Source organism: Paraburkholderia heleia NBRC 101817 (assembly GCF_000739775.1).
GTDB classification, from domain to species: domain Bacteria; phylum Pseudomonadota; class Gammaproteobacteria; order Burkholderiales; family Burkholderiaceae; genus Paraburkholderia; species Paraburkholderia heleia.
The window spans coordinates 86,400-100,655 of record NZ_BBJH01000023.1 but is presented as its reverse complement, the minus strand read 5'-3'; the positions used below and the strand labels follow the sequence as shown (position 1 = coordinate 100,655).

General features: G+C 66.2%; 14 protein-coding genes and 1 pseudogene. 9 read left to right on the top strand and 6 right to left on the bottom strand.

Annotation, left to right across the window (positions count from 1 at the left end; all coding sequences use genetic code 11):
• Window positions 1-29: 29 nt before the first annotated feature.
• On the bottom strand, window positions 30-836 hold the full coding sequence (locus BHE01S_RS19745; RefSeq protein ID WP_042266886.1) for a universal stress protein: 807 nt from the start codon (window positions 834-836) through the stop codon (window positions 30-32).
• A gap of 67 nt (window positions 837-903) precedes the next feature.
• Window positions 904-1,722, bottom strand: a complete 819-nt coding sequence (locus tag BHE01S_RS19740; protein WP_042266885.1) for a universal stress protein — start codon at window positions 1,720-1,722, stop codon at window positions 904-906.
• A 234-nt stretch (window positions 1,723-1,956) separates the two neighbouring features.
• Here BHE01S_RS19740 and BHE01S_RS19735 point away from each other — a divergent pair, with 234 nt between their 5' ends.
• Window positions 1,957-2,703 carry a beta-ketoacyl-ACP reductase gene (locus BHE01S_RS19735; RefSeq protein WP_042267018.1) on the top strand — a complete coding sequence of 249 codons (747 nt, stop codon included), beginning with the start codon at window positions 1,957-1,959 and terminating at the stop codon, window positions 2,701-2,703.
• Window positions 2,704-2,782: 79 nt separating this feature from the next.
• Here the strand turns inward: BHE01S_RS19735 and BHE01S_RS19730 are convergent, their stop codons facing one another.
• A complete protein-coding gene (locus BHE01S_RS19730) occupies window positions 2,783-3,010 on the bottom strand; it encodes a hypothetical protein (protein ID WP_042266882.1) in 228 nt (75 codons plus the stop codon).
• Window positions 3,011-3,162: 152 nt separating this feature from the next.
• Between BHE01S_RS19730 and BHE01S_RS19725 the strand changes: the two genes are divergently transcribed.
• The 7 genes and pseudogenes from BHE01S_RS19725 to ftsH all read left to right on the top strand — a co-directional run bounded on the left by BHE01S_RS19725 (window position 3,163) and on the right by ftsH (window position 11,374).
• Complete coding sequence (locus BHE01S_RS19725; protein ID WP_042266881.1) at window positions 3,163-4,107, top strand: 1-phosphofructokinase family hexose kinase; 945 nt, start codon at window positions 3,163-3,165, stop codon at window positions 4,105-4,107.
• A gap of 237 nt (window positions 4,108-4,344) precedes the next feature.
• Window positions 4,345-5,481: an ABC transporter permease gene (locus BHE01S_RS19720; RefSeq protein ID WP_042267015.1), complete on the top strand. Its 1,137-nt coding sequence runs from the start codon at window positions 4,345-4,347 to the stop codon at window positions 5,479-5,481.
• Window positions 5,482-5,485: 4 nt separating this feature from the next.
• Complete coding sequence (locus BHE01S_RS19715) at window positions 5,486-6,187, top strand: ABC transporter ATP-binding protein (RefSeq protein ID WP_042266879.1); 702 nt, start codon at window positions 5,486-5,488, stop codon at window positions 6,185-6,187.
• Window positions 6,184-7,255, top strand: a pseudogene (locus BHE01S_RS19710) (HlyD family secretion protein). Before BHE01S_RS19715 ends, BHE01S_RS19710 begins: the two are co-directional and overlap by 4 nt.
• Window positions 7,233-8,777 carry an efflux transporter outer membrane subunit gene (locus BHE01S_RS19705; protein WP_084069018.1) on the top strand — a complete coding sequence of 515 codons (1,545 nt, stop codon included), beginning with the start codon at window positions 7,233-7,235 and terminating at the stop codon, window positions 8,775-8,777. The pseudogene BHE01S_RS19710 and the gene BHE01S_RS19705 overlap by 23 nt, the downstream one beginning before the upstream one ends.
• Before the next feature lie 117 nt (window positions 8,778-8,894).
• Window positions 8,895-9,389 (top strand): universal stress protein, encoded by a 495-nt coding sequence (locus BHE01S_RS19700; protein ID WP_042267012.1) that lies wholly within the window; start codon window positions 8,895-8,897, stop codon window positions 9,387-9,389.
• Window positions 9,386-11,374: an ATP-dependent zinc metalloprotease FtsH gene (gene ftsH / locus BHE01S_RS19695; protein ID WP_084069033.1), complete on the top strand. Its 1,989-nt coding sequence runs from the start codon at window positions 9,386-9,388 to the stop codon at window positions 11,372-11,374. Before BHE01S_RS19700 ends, ftsH begins: the two co-directional genes overlap by 4 nt.
• A 104-nt stretch (window positions 11,375-11,478) precedes the next feature.
• Here ftsH and BHE01S_RS19690 read toward each other — a convergent pair whose 3' ends face one another.
• The 3 genes from BHE01S_RS19690 to BHE01S_RS19680 are packed head-to-tail and all read right to left on the bottom strand — an operon-like array spanning window position 11,479 to window position 13,241.
• Window positions 11,479-11,919: a hypothetical protein gene (locus BHE01S_RS19690; RefSeq protein WP_042266878.1), complete on the bottom strand. Its 441-nt coding sequence runs from the start codon at window positions 11,917-11,919 to the stop codon at window positions 11,479-11,481.
• Window positions 11,920-11,971: 52 nt separating this feature from the next.
• The gene (locus tag BHE01S_RS19685; RefSeq protein ID WP_042267009.1) at window positions 11,972-12,622 is read right to left on the bottom strand and encodes a nitroreductase family protein; all 651 of its coding nucleotides are present in this window, start codon (window positions 12,620-12,622) and stop codon (window positions 11,972-11,974) included.
• Between the two features lie 22 nt (window positions 12,623-12,644).
• Window positions 12,645-13,241: an acetate uptake transporter gene (locus tag BHE01S_RS19680; protein ID WP_042266876.1), complete on the bottom strand. Its 597-nt coding sequence runs from the start codon at window positions 13,239-13,241 to the stop codon at window positions 12,645-12,647.
• A gap of 267 nt (window positions 13,242-13,508) precedes the next feature.
• Here BHE01S_RS19680 and BHE01S_RS19675 point away from each other — a divergent pair, with 267 nt between their 5' ends.
• A complete protein-coding gene (locus tag BHE01S_RS19675; protein ID WP_042266875.1) occupies window positions 13,509-13,964 on the top strand; it encodes a universal stress protein in 456 nt (151 codons plus the stop codon).
• Window positions 13,965-14,256: the final 292 nt, after the last annotated feature.

The window sequence follows — 14,256 nt, the reverse complement described above, 5'->3', positions numbered from 1 at the left end:
TCTTCGAAGGCGCGGTGCGCCAGGTGGAATCAGTGCGACATGAGGACCGGAACCGTCATCGCTTGCAGCAGCGTGCGTGTCACGCCGCCCAGGACGCATTCATGCACGCGCGAGTGCGCGTAAGCACCTGCCACGATCAGGTCGGCGTGCAGGTCGCCGGCGCGGCTGAGCAGTGCCGCTCCGGTCAGGATTTGAGGATCGCTCAAGCTTTCGTGAAACGATGCCTGCACGCCGTGCAGATCGAGCCACGCGGCGGCGTCGATAGCCTCGTTTTCGGCGCGCGCGCGCTGCGCGCCACGGTGAGAGGCAATCACTTCGATCGAAACAGACTGGGCGCGCTGCAACAGGGGGAGCGCGTCGGAGACGGCGCGCGCCGCTTCACGGCTGCCGTCCCACGCTACCAGGATGTTCTGCGCGAATGCCGTGAAAGTGCCGGAATGCGGCACCACGATGGCCGGCCGCCCGGCCGTCATCAGCAGGTCCGCCACGAAGCCGCCGGCGCTCTGCGCGACCCATGCCTCGTCTTCTGGTTGTCCCAGTACGAGCAGGTCGGCGTGGCGCGCGTGCATCGTCGCGATCGCGCTATCGCAAGGCTGCGGCGCGCGCCATTCGACGGTGCGGCCCGCGCGCTCCGCAGCGAGCAGAAAGCGTTCGTGCGTCCGTGCGAGGCGCGCCTGCGGCGTTGGCTCGCCCCCGGATGTGTCCCGGTACGCATGCGACCAATACAGTCCGGTGAGATGCGCATCGAAGCGTTCCGCCAGATCGAGCGAGAGCGCGAGGCGCACCGCGCATCGTTCCGAGTCGTCCAGATGGACGAGCAGGCTCTTGTAGCACATGGCGATTTTCCTTAAACCTGAGCATGTGCGCCGCGCAACGCAGGCGCACGCTACGTCAAATGCGTGCTCAATGCGACATCAATACTGGAACAGGCATTGACCCGAGAATGGTTTGCGTGACGCCGCCGAGCACGAGTTCCTTCCAGCGCAGGTGACCGTACGCCCCCATCACGAGCAGGTCACTACCGAGCTTGTTCACGCGCGAAAGCAGGGCTTCGGCAACCGATACCGTGGGGGGCGTGTGCAGCTGGGTAATTTCCACGTCGATGCCGTGGCGCGCGAGGACGAGGGCAATGTCGGCGCCCGGTATGCGGCCTTCCCGCTCGGCGTTGAGCGTGACGATTGTGGTGTGCGCGGCAAGCCGCATGAAGGGCAGGGCGTCGTACAGCGCGCGTGTGGCCGACTGACCTGCGTCCCACGCCACGACAATCCGTTCGCCCAAAGTGGCAAACGTCCCGGCATAGGGCACCCACAGGACCGGCCGTCCCGCTGCCAGCGTCACCTGAACCTGCAGGCGGTTACTGCGCGAAGCGTCCGGATCGTTTGGATCGCTTTGACCCACCACGATGAGATCCGCGAACGGAGCGAGGGCGAGCAACGCGTTCCTGGCATGATCCGTGGCAGCCCGCCAGGTGCCTTTGAGGTTCGCCTGGGAGAGCCCGTTGAGGAACTGGTGCTCCAGCGCCCGGCGCTTGCCTTCCCGGGTCCGCATGCGATACGCCGCGTCGAACGTGACCGACCATGCGCTTTCGTGGTCGGTCGTGACGGGTGCGAATAGTGCATTGACATGGGCGCCGTGCTGCCGCGCGACAAGCAACGCGAGATCAAGGCAAGCGCTCGCGCGTTCGCTGCCGTCCAGATGAACAAGAATGCTGCGGTACTCCATGATCGGCGCTCCACGATTGAGAAAACCGCGAACAAGGGTGGCGTGGGATGAGTCTAGGTCCCGACAAGGGGTCACCATTGATTTGAGTCAACCCTTCGCGCATCGCGCTGCTTTCCGCCAGGAAAGCCTCCGATTGATGCATGTCAATCGCGGGCGAATACGCGTTTTTATAGTGATGCGACGGTTCGATCGCGCCGATCCGCGGCCGGTGGCCTGTCTGCGAGGAGAAACATGATGCGCAAGGAGCGGATTGCGTTTGTGAGCGGCGGGATGGGAGGCCTTGGCGCCGCCATCAGCCGGAAGCTGTACGACGCCGGCATGACCGTGGTGGTATCCCATTCGGAGCAGAACGATCACGTGGCGACATGGTTGCACAGCGAACGCGAGGCGGGGCGCACGTTCCATGCGTTCGGGCTCGACGTGGCCAGCTACGACTCGTGCGAGGAGTGCGCACGAAAGGTAATCGCGGAGTTCGGCGGCGTCGATGTGCTCATCAACAACGCCGGCATCACGCGCGATGCGAGTTTCATGAAGCTCTCGAAGCCCGAGTGGGATGCGGTGATGCACACGGATCTCGACAGCATGTTCAATCTCACGAAGCCATTCTTGCCGGGCATGTACGAACGGCGGTTCGGCCGCATTGTGAACATTGGTTCCGTGAACGGTCAGCGCGGGTCTTTCGGGCAGACGAACTACGCGGCCGCAAAGGCCGGCATTCATGGTTTTACGATGTCGCTCGCGCTCGAAGTTGCGAAACGCGGCGTGACCGTGAATACGGTATCGCCGGGCTACCTTGCCACTGCGATGGTGGAAGCCGTGCCGCAGGACATCATGGATACACGCATCCTGCCGCAGATCCCCGTGGGGCGCCTCGGCCGGCCGGAGGAAGTGGCGTCGCTGGTTGCGTATCTGTGCTCGGACGATGGCGCGTTCGCGACAGGGGCCAATTTCGCTGTCAACGGCGGCATGCACATGGAATAGGAAGAACGCGCGGCAGGCGCGCCCCGGACCGCGGGGAGCAGGAGCCGCCCCCAGGGCCCGTTATTGCCGTGAACCGGCCCTAGTGCGCGCCGGCCGCGACGAGGGCGTCGCGCAGTGCGGCGGCGAAGCGCTGGAACGCATGCAGCGAGCCTGCCACGCTCTGATACTTCTCGCGGCCGATCTGGCCGTCGAGCGTGACGAGCAGGCCGGCAGTGCGCGCAAGCGCGAGCAGGGTTTCCGGGTCGTCGGCGGCGCTGGCGTTGGGGAGCGTCGCGGCGGTCAGCGAGCGGATTTCGACGGTGGACATGTCAACGCTCCTTGCAACGGATGGAGTCGGGCGGCAGCGGTGGTACGTCTTCAGTATGTGACACCGTCGCGCGCGCTCCAATGAGCGGGCGCTGAAACTGGCGTAAGCATTTTTTCTTGATGTGTAGGCAAACGCCTACGTAAGGGGCGAGCGTGGTCGAGATCGTGACACTCACGCTGAATCCTGCCGTCGACGTCTCGACGGCGGTGGAACGGGTCGTCGATACGCACAAGCTGCGCTGCGAGGCCGCGCGACGTTATCCGGGCGGCGGCGGGCTCAATGTCGCCCGCGTGATCCAGCGGCTCGACGGCCGGGAGTCGAGTTGCCTTGCGGTCTACCTGGCAGGCGGCTCAGCGGGGAATTTGCTCGAACAGATGCTGACTGCGGAGCGTGTGCCCGGCCGACGGCTGCGCATTGCGGGCGAGACGCGCGAAAGCTTCTCGGTTACCGAGCGCTCGACCGGCCGCGAATTCCGCTTCGTCCTGCCCGGGCCGCACATCAGCGCCGATGAGTGGTCGGCCACGCTCGCCTTGCTCGATGCGCTGATGCCCGCGCCGCGCTATCTCGTGCTGAGCGGCAGCCTGCCGCCCGGATTGCCGCCCAAGGCCTACGCGGACCTGGCCCGCTGGGCGAACCTGCGCGGCACGCGCGTGGTGCTCGACACCTCGGGCCTGCCGCTCGCGCTCGCACTCGATGCAGGTGTCTATCTCGTCAAGCCCAGCCTCGGCGAACTGGCAGCGCTCGCGGAGCAACCGCTCGCGGATGAGGCGGCATGGCTGTGCGCTGCGCGGCGGCTCGTCGAGGAGCGCCGCGCGCAGATCGTTGCGTTGACGATAGGGGAACGCGGCGCGCTGCTCGTCACATCAGACGAAACGATTCGTGTGCCAGCGCTGTCCGTAGCCGTTTCGAGCGCAACGGGCGCCGGGGATAGCTTCCTCGCGGGGCTGCTCGTCGCGCTGCGCCGCGGCGAGAGGCTGCGGGACGCCGCGCGCCTCGCACAGGCAGCGGCCTCCGCGACGCTGCTGTCGAGCGGCACGGCGCTGTGCGACCCGGACGAGGTGAAGCGGCTCTACGTCAGCACGCAGGAGGTGGCGTGACGCGGCCCCACACGCAGCCTCCCACGCAGCCCCCGCCACGCATCCCGTCACCGGAAAGTGTGCCCCGCGCCTCGGGCATGAATGCCGTGTAGCGCCCGATCTCGTTCATTTGACTCACGTCAACAGGATGCGGAACGCCTGCCCGAGAATCGGCTCAGGCTCACGCTGGGATCCGGCGTGGCAGTTTTGACATCATTCTCGACCCAGGGCCGCACAGTCATGGCTAAACGGTTCGTCATGCCAGGTATCCTGCGCCTCGCATTCAAGCTGCTCGTGAACGACAGCGCCAAATTCACGGCGCTGCTCATCGGCATTACGTTCGCCGTGTTTCTCATGGTCGAGATGATGTCGATGTTCGCCGGCATTCTGAATCGCTCGTCGTCCACCGTCATCAACGTGGGCGCGAAGATCTGGGTGATGGACCCCGCCGTGCAGACGATCGCCAGCAGCATCGGCATGCCCGACTACGTGCTCGACGCCGTGCGCAGCATCGACGGCGTGAAGTACGCCGTGCCGCTCTACTCAGGCGTGGCGCTCGTCAAGCTGCGCGACGGCACCTACCAGGCCACGACGGTCATCGGGCTGGACGACACCACGCTCTATGGCTGGCCGCGCATGAAGCGCGGGCGCATCGAGGACATCTATGCGGAGAACGGCTTCATCGCCGTGCAGGACGCCGAGTTCTACAAGCTCGGCAACCCCGCGCCCGGCACCGACTTCGAGCTGAACGACCACCGCGCCGTCATTGTCGGCGTCGCGACGGTGGCGAGCAGCGGGCTCTTCGGCACGCCTACGCTCTACACCACGTACAGCCGCGCGATCCAGTACATCCCGTCCACGCGCTACACCACGTCGTACATCCTCGTCGAGCCGAAGTCGGCGCGCGACATCGCGCACATCAAGGCCGTCGTGGCTTCGCTCGGCTACGTCGCCTATACGAAACAGGAGTTCATGCAGCGCATCGCCAACTTCTACAAGTACGAGACGAGTCTCGGCACCAACATTCTCCTGATGACGGCGATCAGCTTCGTCGTCGGACTGTCGATTTCGGGGCAGACGTTTTACACGTTCATCCTCGAAAACCTCGAAAAGTTCGGCGCGCTCAAGGCGATCGGCGCGAAGCGCCGCGAACTCGTTGCCATGATCCTGTTTCAGGCCGCATTCACGGCGCTCACGGGCTATGGTCTGGGCGTAGGCCTGTGCGCCGCCTCCATCTCGCTCGCCCGCCTGCGCATCCGCGACTACGCGGCGATGATCACGTATCGCGACCTCGCCCTCGCGTTCGCGATGGTCGTCGTGATCGCCTCGCTCTCGAGCTATCTCGGCGTGCGCCGCGTGCTGCGCATCGAACCGTTCGACATCTTCCGGGGCTGATGCGATGCCAGACTCGATTGCCATCGAAGCACGCGCGCTCGACAAATGGTTCGGCGAGGGCGCGGCGCGTACCCAGGCGCTGCAAAGCGTGTCGATGCAGGCGCACTTTGGCGAAATGGTGCTCATCGTCGGGCCGTCGGGCAGCGGCAAGACCACGCTGCTCAGTGTCATCTCCGGCATTTTGCGGCCCGACGGCGGATCGGTTTCGATCGACGGCGTGGACCTCTGGGCGCAGCCCGACGACGGCCTCGCCGATTTCCGGCTCAACCGCATCGGCTTCGTGTTTCGGGACTATCACCTGTTCCCGCGCCTCACGACGGCCGAGAACGTGGCAATTCCGCTGATTCTCAAGCGCCGTCCATGGGACGAATCGCTGGCCGAGGCCGTGCGCTATCTGGACGTGGTGGGCCTTGCGAACCGCGCGGCGCTGCCGCCCGTGAAGCTTTCCGGCGGCGAGCAACAGCGCGTGGCGATCGCGCGCGCGATCGTGAGCCAGCCCGACATTCTCGTGCTCGACGAGCCGACGGCCTCGCTCGACGGCGACACGGGGCGCAATATCATCGAGTTCGTCAAGCGCCAGGTGCTCAATGCCCGCCGCTGCATCGTGATCGTCACGCACGACGCCCGCATTTTCGAGTACGCCGACCGCATCCTGCGCATGGAGGATGGCAAGCTCAAAGGCATCGAGGCAGGAGGCGCGCGATGAAGCATCGCATCCTGTTCGCCGCGGCCATTGCGGGCTTCATTGCGAGCGTCGTTGCCGCGTGGGTCTTCGGCATCCAGCAGGCGCCGCAGCCGCCCGTCTTCCAGCCGGCGGCCAACCCTTATGAGCACGGCGTCTACGCCACGGGCATCGTGGAAAGCGACCAGCCCGCGGGCGCGAACGTCAACATCTACCCGGACGTGGGCGGCGCGGTCACGCGTCTTGCCGTGCACGACGGCGACCGTGTGAAAGCCGGCGATGTCCTGCTGACCATCGACGACTCGGTGCAGCGCGCCAACGCGCAGCAACTCGCGGCGCAAGCCGACGCCGCGCAGGCGCTGCTCGAAGAGCTGCAGGCGCAGCCGCGGCCGGAAACACGCGATGTCGCGGACGCCCAGGTCAGCGCGGCGCAGGCCAGCCTGAAAATGGCCGAGGACACCTACGCGAAACAGAAGCAGGCATGGGACATCGACCCGAAAGCGGTGAGCCGCGACGTGCTCGACAATGCGGAGAACGGCGTTCGGGTGGCGCGCGCGAATCTCGGGGTCGTGACGCGCCAGGACCGCCTCACGCGCGCCGGCGCATGGGTGTATGACGTGCGCAACCAGCAGGGGCAGGTCGACGCGTTGCGCAAGGCCGCGGCTTCCGCCGACGCGTTGCTTGCGCGCACCGGCCGACGGCGTGGTCCTCGCCGTGAACACGGCGCAGGGCTCCTATCTATCGCAACAGGGCGTGTACGACACCTATACGCAGGGCATGGCCCCGGCGATCGTGCTTGGCACCGCGCCGGAGCGTCTCGCGGTGCGCTGCTACGTGGACGAGATACTCATCGCACGGCTGCCGGAGCCAGCCCGGCTCAAGGCGCGCATGTCGGTGCGAGGCGCGAGCATCGACGCCGACCTGCAGTTCGAGCGCATCCAGCCCTACGTCACGCCGAAGATCGAACTCTCCGACCAGCGCACCGAGCGCGTGGACCTGCGTGTGCTGCCGGTCATCTTTCGCGTGGTCCCGAAGGCAGGGCTCCGTCTCTATGCTGGACAGATCGTCGATGTCTACATTTCGGCTCGCTGACACTGCGCCCGCGCACGCCCAGGATGGACAGGATCGCGCTGCCCGGCGTGGTGCACGCTTCGCAGCCAGTCTGTGCGCCTTGCTTTGCGCAGCGGCACTCGGCGGGTGCGCGGTCGGGCCCGACTTCTCGCGGCCGCCGCCGCCGAAAGTCGACGCCTTCCTGCCCGGCGGGAGCCCGTCTGCCTTCGCGGCGGCGGGAGCGACGCAGACTCTGCGGGCGGACGTGAGCGTGCGCGACGACTGGTGGACCCAGTTCGGCAGTCTCGCCATCGACTCCGCCGTGGACGACGCGCTCACCGACAACGCCACGCTCGACCAGGCGCAAGCCTCGCTGCGCCGCGCCGAGGACCAGTTGCGCGCCGGCGCAGGCGTTTTCTATCCTCAGGCCAGTGCCGAAGCGGGCGCGTCACGCGAACGCTATTCGCCGCTGCACGTGGGGTCGCAGGCGGCGCCGTCGATCTTCAATCTGTTTACGCTTTCCGCCTCGATCAGCTACGCCATTGACCTGTGGGGCGGCAACCGCCGCTACGTGGAAGGCCTCGCGGCCGAGCGCGACGCGCAGCGCTACGCGCTGGAGGCGGCGTGGCTGACGATCGAATCGAACGTGGTCAACGCAATGATCGCGCGCGCAGCCTGGTGCGACGAAATCGATGCGACGCAGGAGATGATCGGCCTCGTCAGTGAGCAGGTACGCATTGCCGAGGTGCGCGCGCGCGTCGGCACAGCCGCCTACGCAGCGGTGCTCACCCTGCAGAACGAGCAGGCCGCCCTGGAGGCCACGCTGCCAGTGCTTGAGCAAAAGCGGGCGCAGGCGGGCGACCTGCTGGCTTCGCTCGCAGGCGCGCTGCCCGCGCAATGGCGCGCGCCCGAACTCTCGCTGCGCGATGTCACGCTGCCTGCGGATCTGCCGCAAACCGTGCCGTCGCAGCTCGTGCGCCAGCGTCCCGACGTGCTGCAGGCCGAAGCCCTGTTGCACGCGACGAGCGCGCAGATCGGCGTCGCGACGGCGGCGATGCTGCCCAACATCACGCTTTCCGCCGCGGGCGGACTTTCGGGCGCCTCACCGGCATCGATTGCGCAGCGCATGGGGCAGTCGTGGAGCCTCGCAGCGGACGTGGCTGCACCGCTCTTTCAGGGCGGCACGCTGTGGTACGGCCGCAAGGCCGCTCAGGAAGCCTACGCGGCCTCGCGCGCGCAGTATCGCCAAACCGTGCTTGCGGCCTTCGCCCAGGTCGCGGATGTGCTCTACGCGCTCGAATACGACGCCGGCGCGCTCGACGCGCAGTCGCGCGCGCTCTCCGCGGCGCAGGAGGCGCTACGGCTGCTGCGCGCCGACTATCGCGCGGGGACCGTGGATTATCTGCAGATCCTGGTCGCCGACGGCCAGTTGCATCAGGCGCAGATCGCATGGCTGGAAGCCGCTGCGCAGCGCCTGCAGGACACCGTGGCGTTGTACGCGGCGCTCGGCGGCGGGTGGCGCGACGAGCCGGCGAACGGCGAGGGCATGGCGGGAACGCATTGACGGCGGTGGACGTGGCACCGACGTTCCTTGACACAAGTCAAGCGCATAGCGCCGGCCGATTCGAAGATGGAAAGATGCGACGCGATCCGCTGGGCGACAGCCCGCGAGGGGAAAGACATGTACGAAAAAATCCTGGTAGCTTACGACGGCAGCGAAACCTCGCAGCAGGCGCTCGCCGAAGCGCTGAAGCTGGCGGGCCTGACCGGCGCCCGGCTGCGCGTCGTGCACGCGCTCGACATCGTCGCGCCAATGGGGGTCGGCATGGGGCTCACCTACGTGCCGGCCGGGATGATCCAGGCGTATCGCGAAGACGCCATGAAGCAGCTCGAGGAAGCCCGCGCGCAAGCGACATCGGCTGGCGTGCGCTGCGAGACCGAACTGCTCGATGTGCAGGACATGAACGACAACGTGGCGCAGTGTCTGCAGCGCTGTGCGTCAAGCCATGGCGCGCAGCTGGCCGTACTCGGCACGCATGGCAGGCGCGGCATCCAGCGGGCGCTACTCGGCAGTGTCGCGGAGCAGTTCGTGCGGACGGCGCCATGCCCGGTTCTGCTCGTCCGCGGCGCAGACAAGTCATGCGCGACGCCTGGCCCACGCGGAGCGAACGCATGAAGAACAAGTTCGATTTGAGCAGCATCGTGCTGTTCGTCGGCGTCATGATGCTGCTAGCCGCACAGTTGCTCTGGTTTGCCCCGGCGACGCCGGCGATCGCCTACAGCGATTTTCAGCGCCTGCTCGCCGCGCACGAAATCGACAACCTCGTCATCACGCCCACGCGCATCAGCGGGGAATTGCGCTCGGACGAGGCGAAGGCAACGCTCCCTGCCTCCGACGCCGCCGCGTTCCCCGCCGGCAAGCCGCCTTATCCGTTCACGGCTATACGCGTTGCCGACGAGTCGCTGCCCGCGCGTCTTGCCGCCGCTGGCGTACATTACCGCGGGGGGCTCGACAGCATCTGGGGCGACCTGCTGCTCGCCTGGATCGCCCCGCTGGTGCTCTTCGTGATCGCGTGGCAATTCATGCTGCGGCGCAGCGGGGGCGCGAGAGACTTCATGAGCATCGGCAAAAGCCGTGCGCAGATCTATCTGCAGCAGGCGACCGGCACGACCTTCAACGACATTGCCGGGATCGACGAAGCCAAGAAGGAGCTGCAGCAGATCGTCTCGTTCCTTTGCCATCCTGAGCGATATCGACGGCTCGGGGGAAAGATACCCAAAGGCATCCTGATCGTCGGCGCGCCTGGAACGGGCAAGACCTTGCTCGCGAAGGCCCTCGCGGGCGAGGCCGGCGTGCCGTTCTTCTCGATCAGCGGCTCGTCTTTTGTGGAGATGTTCGTGGGCGTCGGCGCGGCGCGCGTGCGCGATCTGTTCGAGCAGGCGCAGCGTCAGGCGCCGTGCATCGTTTTTATCGACGAACTCGACGCGCTCGGCAAGGTGCGCGGCGCGAATCCGGTCTCAGGCAACGACGAGCGCGAGCAGACGCTCAACCAGCTGCTGGTGGAAATGGACGGATTTCAGCCTAACGCCGGCGTAATCCTGCTCGCGGCGACCAACCGGCCCGAGACGCTCGATCCGGCGCTGCTGCGTCCGGGGCGGTTCGACCGCCACATCGCGATCGATCGCCCGGACCTGAACGGGCGCCGGCAGATTCTTTCCGTGCACGCGCGCGGGGTGCCGCTCGCGCCCGATGTCGACCTCGGGGAGCTGGCCGCGCGCACGCCCGGCTGCGTGGGCGCCGATCTCGCGAACATCGTGAATGAAGCGGCGCTTCACGCGGCCGAAGCCGACCGTGCGAACGTGACCATGGCGGACTTCGACGAAGCCATCGACCGGGCGCTGGCGGGTTCCGAGCGCAAGAGCCGGGTGATGAATGCGCAGGAGAAGGTGACCATTGCGTACCACGAGGCGGGTCATGCGCTCGTTGCCCAGAGCCGCGCGCATTGCGACCCGGTCAAGAAAGTGTCGATGATCCCGCGCGGCGTGGCGGCGCTCGGCTACACACAGCAGGTCCCGACCGAGGACCGTTACGTGCTCAGGCGCAGCGAACTGCTCGACCGTCTGGACGTACTGATTGGCGGCAGGGTGTCGGAAGAGCTCGTGTTCGGCGACGTCTCCACCGGCGCGGAAAACGACCTCGAGAGGGCCACCACGATGGCCTGGCACATGGTGGCCCGTTATGGCATGAGCGAGCTCCTCGGCCTCGCGAATTGCGCCGACGATGGCGCCGTGAGGCCGGCACCGGCGGGTGCCGATGGGCCGCATCCGGCTGCGCGCACGGCCCAGCTCGTCGACGACGAGGTGCGTCGGCTGCTGAAGGAAGCCCATGAGCGCGTGACGCGCACATTAGCCGAGCAGCGCGCCGCGCTGGACCGGATTGCCGCACGCCTGCTCGAACGGGAAGTGATCGAGCACGACGAACTGCTCGCGCTGATCGCGGGTACACAACCTGAAGACGAAAAGGCGCTCAATCGAGAGATCACGCAGCCCGCTACGGCTGCGCTCACGCAGCTTCCGGCGGGCGGCACACTGGCCACGCCCGCGCTGGCGGCGGACACATCACGGCAAGCGTATCCGCCTCAGTGTTCGCCTTCGCGATAGTCGCGGGCAGTGGCACGCTCCCCGCTCCGACGCGCGCAAGTCTTCGCGAGCACGCTGTTTCGATACGGCGCACCGGCTCGCGAGCGATGTCTGTGCTTTGCCGGCTAGCGGCCGGTGCTCGACGCAACCCGAAGCCCGGGCAACTCGCCCCAGCCGAGAGGCGCGTAGACCGTTCCGCCCGCCAGTTCGACCAGTTCCATGAATCGCCGCAGCGTGACACCGGCCACGATGTGAATGGTGGGGCCGCCGAGGTAGCTCTCGGTGCGCAGCCACGACGCCTGTTTCGCATTGACTTCCTGCACGCTGTACGGGTGCGCGTGCTCTCCCTCTTCGGGGCTCAGCAGCGGCCCGTCGAAGCCGACTTTGAGGATCTGGCCGGCTTCGTCGGCGTAGGGTAAGCCGGCCTCGCGCATATACGGTGCGCGCTCCCAGTGCTCACCCCATTGCTGGTCGAGCGGGATGCGCGTGAACCAGGCCCAGGGCGTGCGGACGTAACAAAGCCGGTATTCGGTTTGGACAGCGCTCAAATCGACACGTGTGGACATGGTTGCTTCCTCCGCCGGCCTGGCGCCGCCATGACTCGATCCGGTCTGCCGGTCAATTGAGCGCAGGCCTGCCGACGGTCTGCGCAAGGAGCGGCACCTCGTCTTCGTTCAGGCGCAGCGCGTCGGCGAGCAGCCTTTGGTTGATCCAGCCTCGCACCACAGTGGCGAACCCCTCGGATGCACAGTACAGCGAAACATTCTGGCAAATCGCTCCTGCGGCAATGGCAGCGAAAAGCTCGCGCTGCTGCGGCGGCGTACCGAGCACCTGTGAGCCTCGCAAGACGTACACGAGATCGAGCGGCGCCTTGCCGACAAAGTCCTGATAGCCGGTCATGTTGCGCGCGTCGGCGAGATGCCTGAGCACGAGATGATGAAGCGCCGGATCATAGCGATAGACGCCCTGCGGGAGCGCAACATAAATATCGATTTCGTGAAAGCCATGCGCCGATGGCGCCGTATGCCCGCCGGTATCGGGGCGGTTGACGCCGTTTGCGGCCCAGAGCAGGGCGCCGAGCGTGTCGAGCGTCATGGGCACATCTGCGTAGACGCGCGTGCTCTTGCGATGGGCGAGGGCGGTCATGAGAGGCGCACCGGCGTCGAGGCGAGGGCGCGGCAGGGCGATGAACTCGTGCGACTCGCCGCTCGCGGGGGCGGGCGGGAGCAGCGGCGTCGGTTCGTAGGCGATGCGTTCAAGCTCAGTCATGATGTTCTCCAGGTGCTCAGAATCAGGCGGTGCGTGTGCCGGCGAGATCGTCGGCATTGGCGCGGGCCGGCGCGCCGGTTGGCAGCACGTTGCGGCCGTGGGTCTCGTTGATGATTTCCGCAGCGGACAGGTAGAACGCGACGAGTGCGGTGAACAGCCCGGCATAACCGCCCGCGTGGTGAATCAGGGGCGATCCGGTCCACTCGCTCGCGGCCAGCAGGAAGAACGTGATCCACAGCGCAAGGAAGAGAAGTTGCAGGGCCCGCGAGGCGCGCCAGGTGGCTACCCACATGTAAAGCGTAAAGACACCCCAGAGAAGCAGATACCAGCCCACGAAAGCGGGCACGACGTGCTCGTGCAGGTACATGAGGTACAGCGCCAACGACCACCAGAACGCGCCGTAGGCGATGAATGCCGTGGCGCCGAAGGTGTTGCCGCGAGGAATTTCGATGAGCCCTGCGATCGCTTGCGCGGTACCGCCAAACGCAAGGGCGCTGGCGAGCACGAGGCCCAGCGCGTCGCCGCCAAACCATCCGGCGTTGATCATGCTGAGCAGCCACGTGGTGAGGGCGAATCCGGCAAGGCCGAGGGATGCGGGATTGGGCGCGGAAGTTTTCATGGTGAATAGGTCCTGTTCATGCAGCCCTGCTGCAAATCGGCGGCCATCACGACCCGTGTCTCTCGTGTCGTGCCGCTTCAGTCTCATGGCTCGCCCGCGAACGCGGTTGACTCAGATCAACCAGTATTTGGGGCACGCGAAAGCAGCCGCCATCGCGCCGTCCGTCGATACGCAATCGATTGACGGAGGTCAGTTGAGACGGGCGCCCGCTGCGTAGGGTGGATGCGTCGCCATGACATGACACGACACGGATCAAAGGGGGCATCCATGGCAAAGCCCGTTTATCGAAAGATTCTGCTGGCAGTGGACGGTAATGATTCTGCCCGGCGCGCTACGCAGGAAGCCGTGGCGTTCGCAGCGCTTGCGCCCGCCCGCGTACATGCTGTGTTCGTCGTGCACAAATGGGGTCTCGCGCCCTACTCCGGCTACTTCGATCCCGAGGCGCTCGGCAGGGTGCTAAATGAGGACGGCCGCCTTGCGCTTGAAGAGGTTAGGCGGGCGGCAATGGATCGCGGTGTTCCGTGCTCAGTGGAGATCTGCGAAACGACCGGCAAGTCCGACTCGATCGCGCAATGCCTGCAGCGCTGCGTGAAAACGCAGGAAGCGGATCTTGTCGTGATCGGCACCCACGGCAGGCACGGCGTAGGCAGGGCAGTGCTGGGCAGTGTCGCAGAGGCCTTGCTTCGAATATCGTCCTGTCCCGTTCTGATCGTGCACGGTTAGCACGCGTGCCGAACGGGCGTTCTGCGCGCCTTGTCTGTCAATCGTAAGCTTCGGGCACGCATATTGCGCTCGCAGCCGGTTGCGCTCTCGCCAGCAATCAGGATCACCCTCTTTCGTGAAGTCGATGGCTGCTCCGCAACGCCGCGAGCAATCGTTTCAATTCGATCAGATTCGATTAGATTAGAACAAGCTCCGACGACGGAGACCGTGTGGCACCGGACTCCCTTTGCTTTTTTCGGCCCTCGAGGTGAAAAAATGGACGCTCCTACGGTTACGGCGACGGCGGCGCAAG

Coding starts and splice junctions, on each gene's coding strand:
- BHE01S_RS19745 (WP_042266886.1), bottom strand. CDS start 836: ATGTGCTACAAGAGCCTGCTCGTCCATCTGGACGACTCGGAACGATGC.
- BHE01S_RS19740 (WP_042266885.1), bottom strand. CDS start 1,722: ATGGAGTACCGCAGCATTCTTGTTCATCTGGACGGCAGCGAACGCGCG.
- BHE01S_RS19735 (WP_042267018.1), top strand. CDS start 1,957: ATGCGCAAGGAGCGGATTGCGTTTGTGAGCGGCGGGATGGGAGGCCTT.
- BHE01S_RS19730 (WP_042266882.1), bottom strand. CDS start 3,010: ATGTCCACCGTCGAAATCCGCTCGCTGACCGCCGCGACGCTCCCCAAC.
- BHE01S_RS19720 (WP_042267015.1), top strand. CDS start 4,345: ATGCCAGGTATCCTGCGCCTCGCATTCAAGCTGCTCGTGAACGACAGC.
- BHE01S_RS19715 (WP_042266879.1), top strand. CDS start 5,486: ATGCCAGACTCGATTGCCATCGAAGCACGCGCGCTCGACAAATGGTTC.
- BHE01S_RS19705 (WP_084069018.1), top strand. CDS start 7,233: ATGTCTACATTTCGGCTCGCTGACACTGCGCCCGCGCACGCCCAGGAT.
- BHE01S_RS19700 (WP_042267012.1), top strand. CDS start 8,895: ATGTACGAAAAAATCCTGGTAGCTTACGACGGCAGCGAAACCTCGCAG.
- ftsH (WP_084069033.1), top strand. CDS start 9,386: ATGAAGAACAAGTTCGATTTGAGCAGCATCGTGCTGTTCGTCGGCGTC.
- BHE01S_RS19690 (WP_042266878.1), bottom strand. CDS start 11,919: ATGTCCACACGTGTCGATTTGAGCGCTGTCCAAACCGAATACCGGCTT.
- BHE01S_RS19685 (WP_042267009.1), bottom strand. CDS start 12,622: ATGACTGAGCTTGAACGCATCGCCTACGAACCGACGCCGCTGCTCCCG.
- BHE01S_RS19680 (WP_042266876.1), bottom strand. CDS start 13,241: ATGAAAACTTCCGCGCCCAATCCCGCATCCCTCGGCCTTGCCGGATTC.
- BHE01S_RS19675 (WP_042266875.1), top strand. CDS start 13,509: ATGGCAAAGCCCGTTTATCGAAAGATTCTGCTGGCAGTGGACGGTAAT.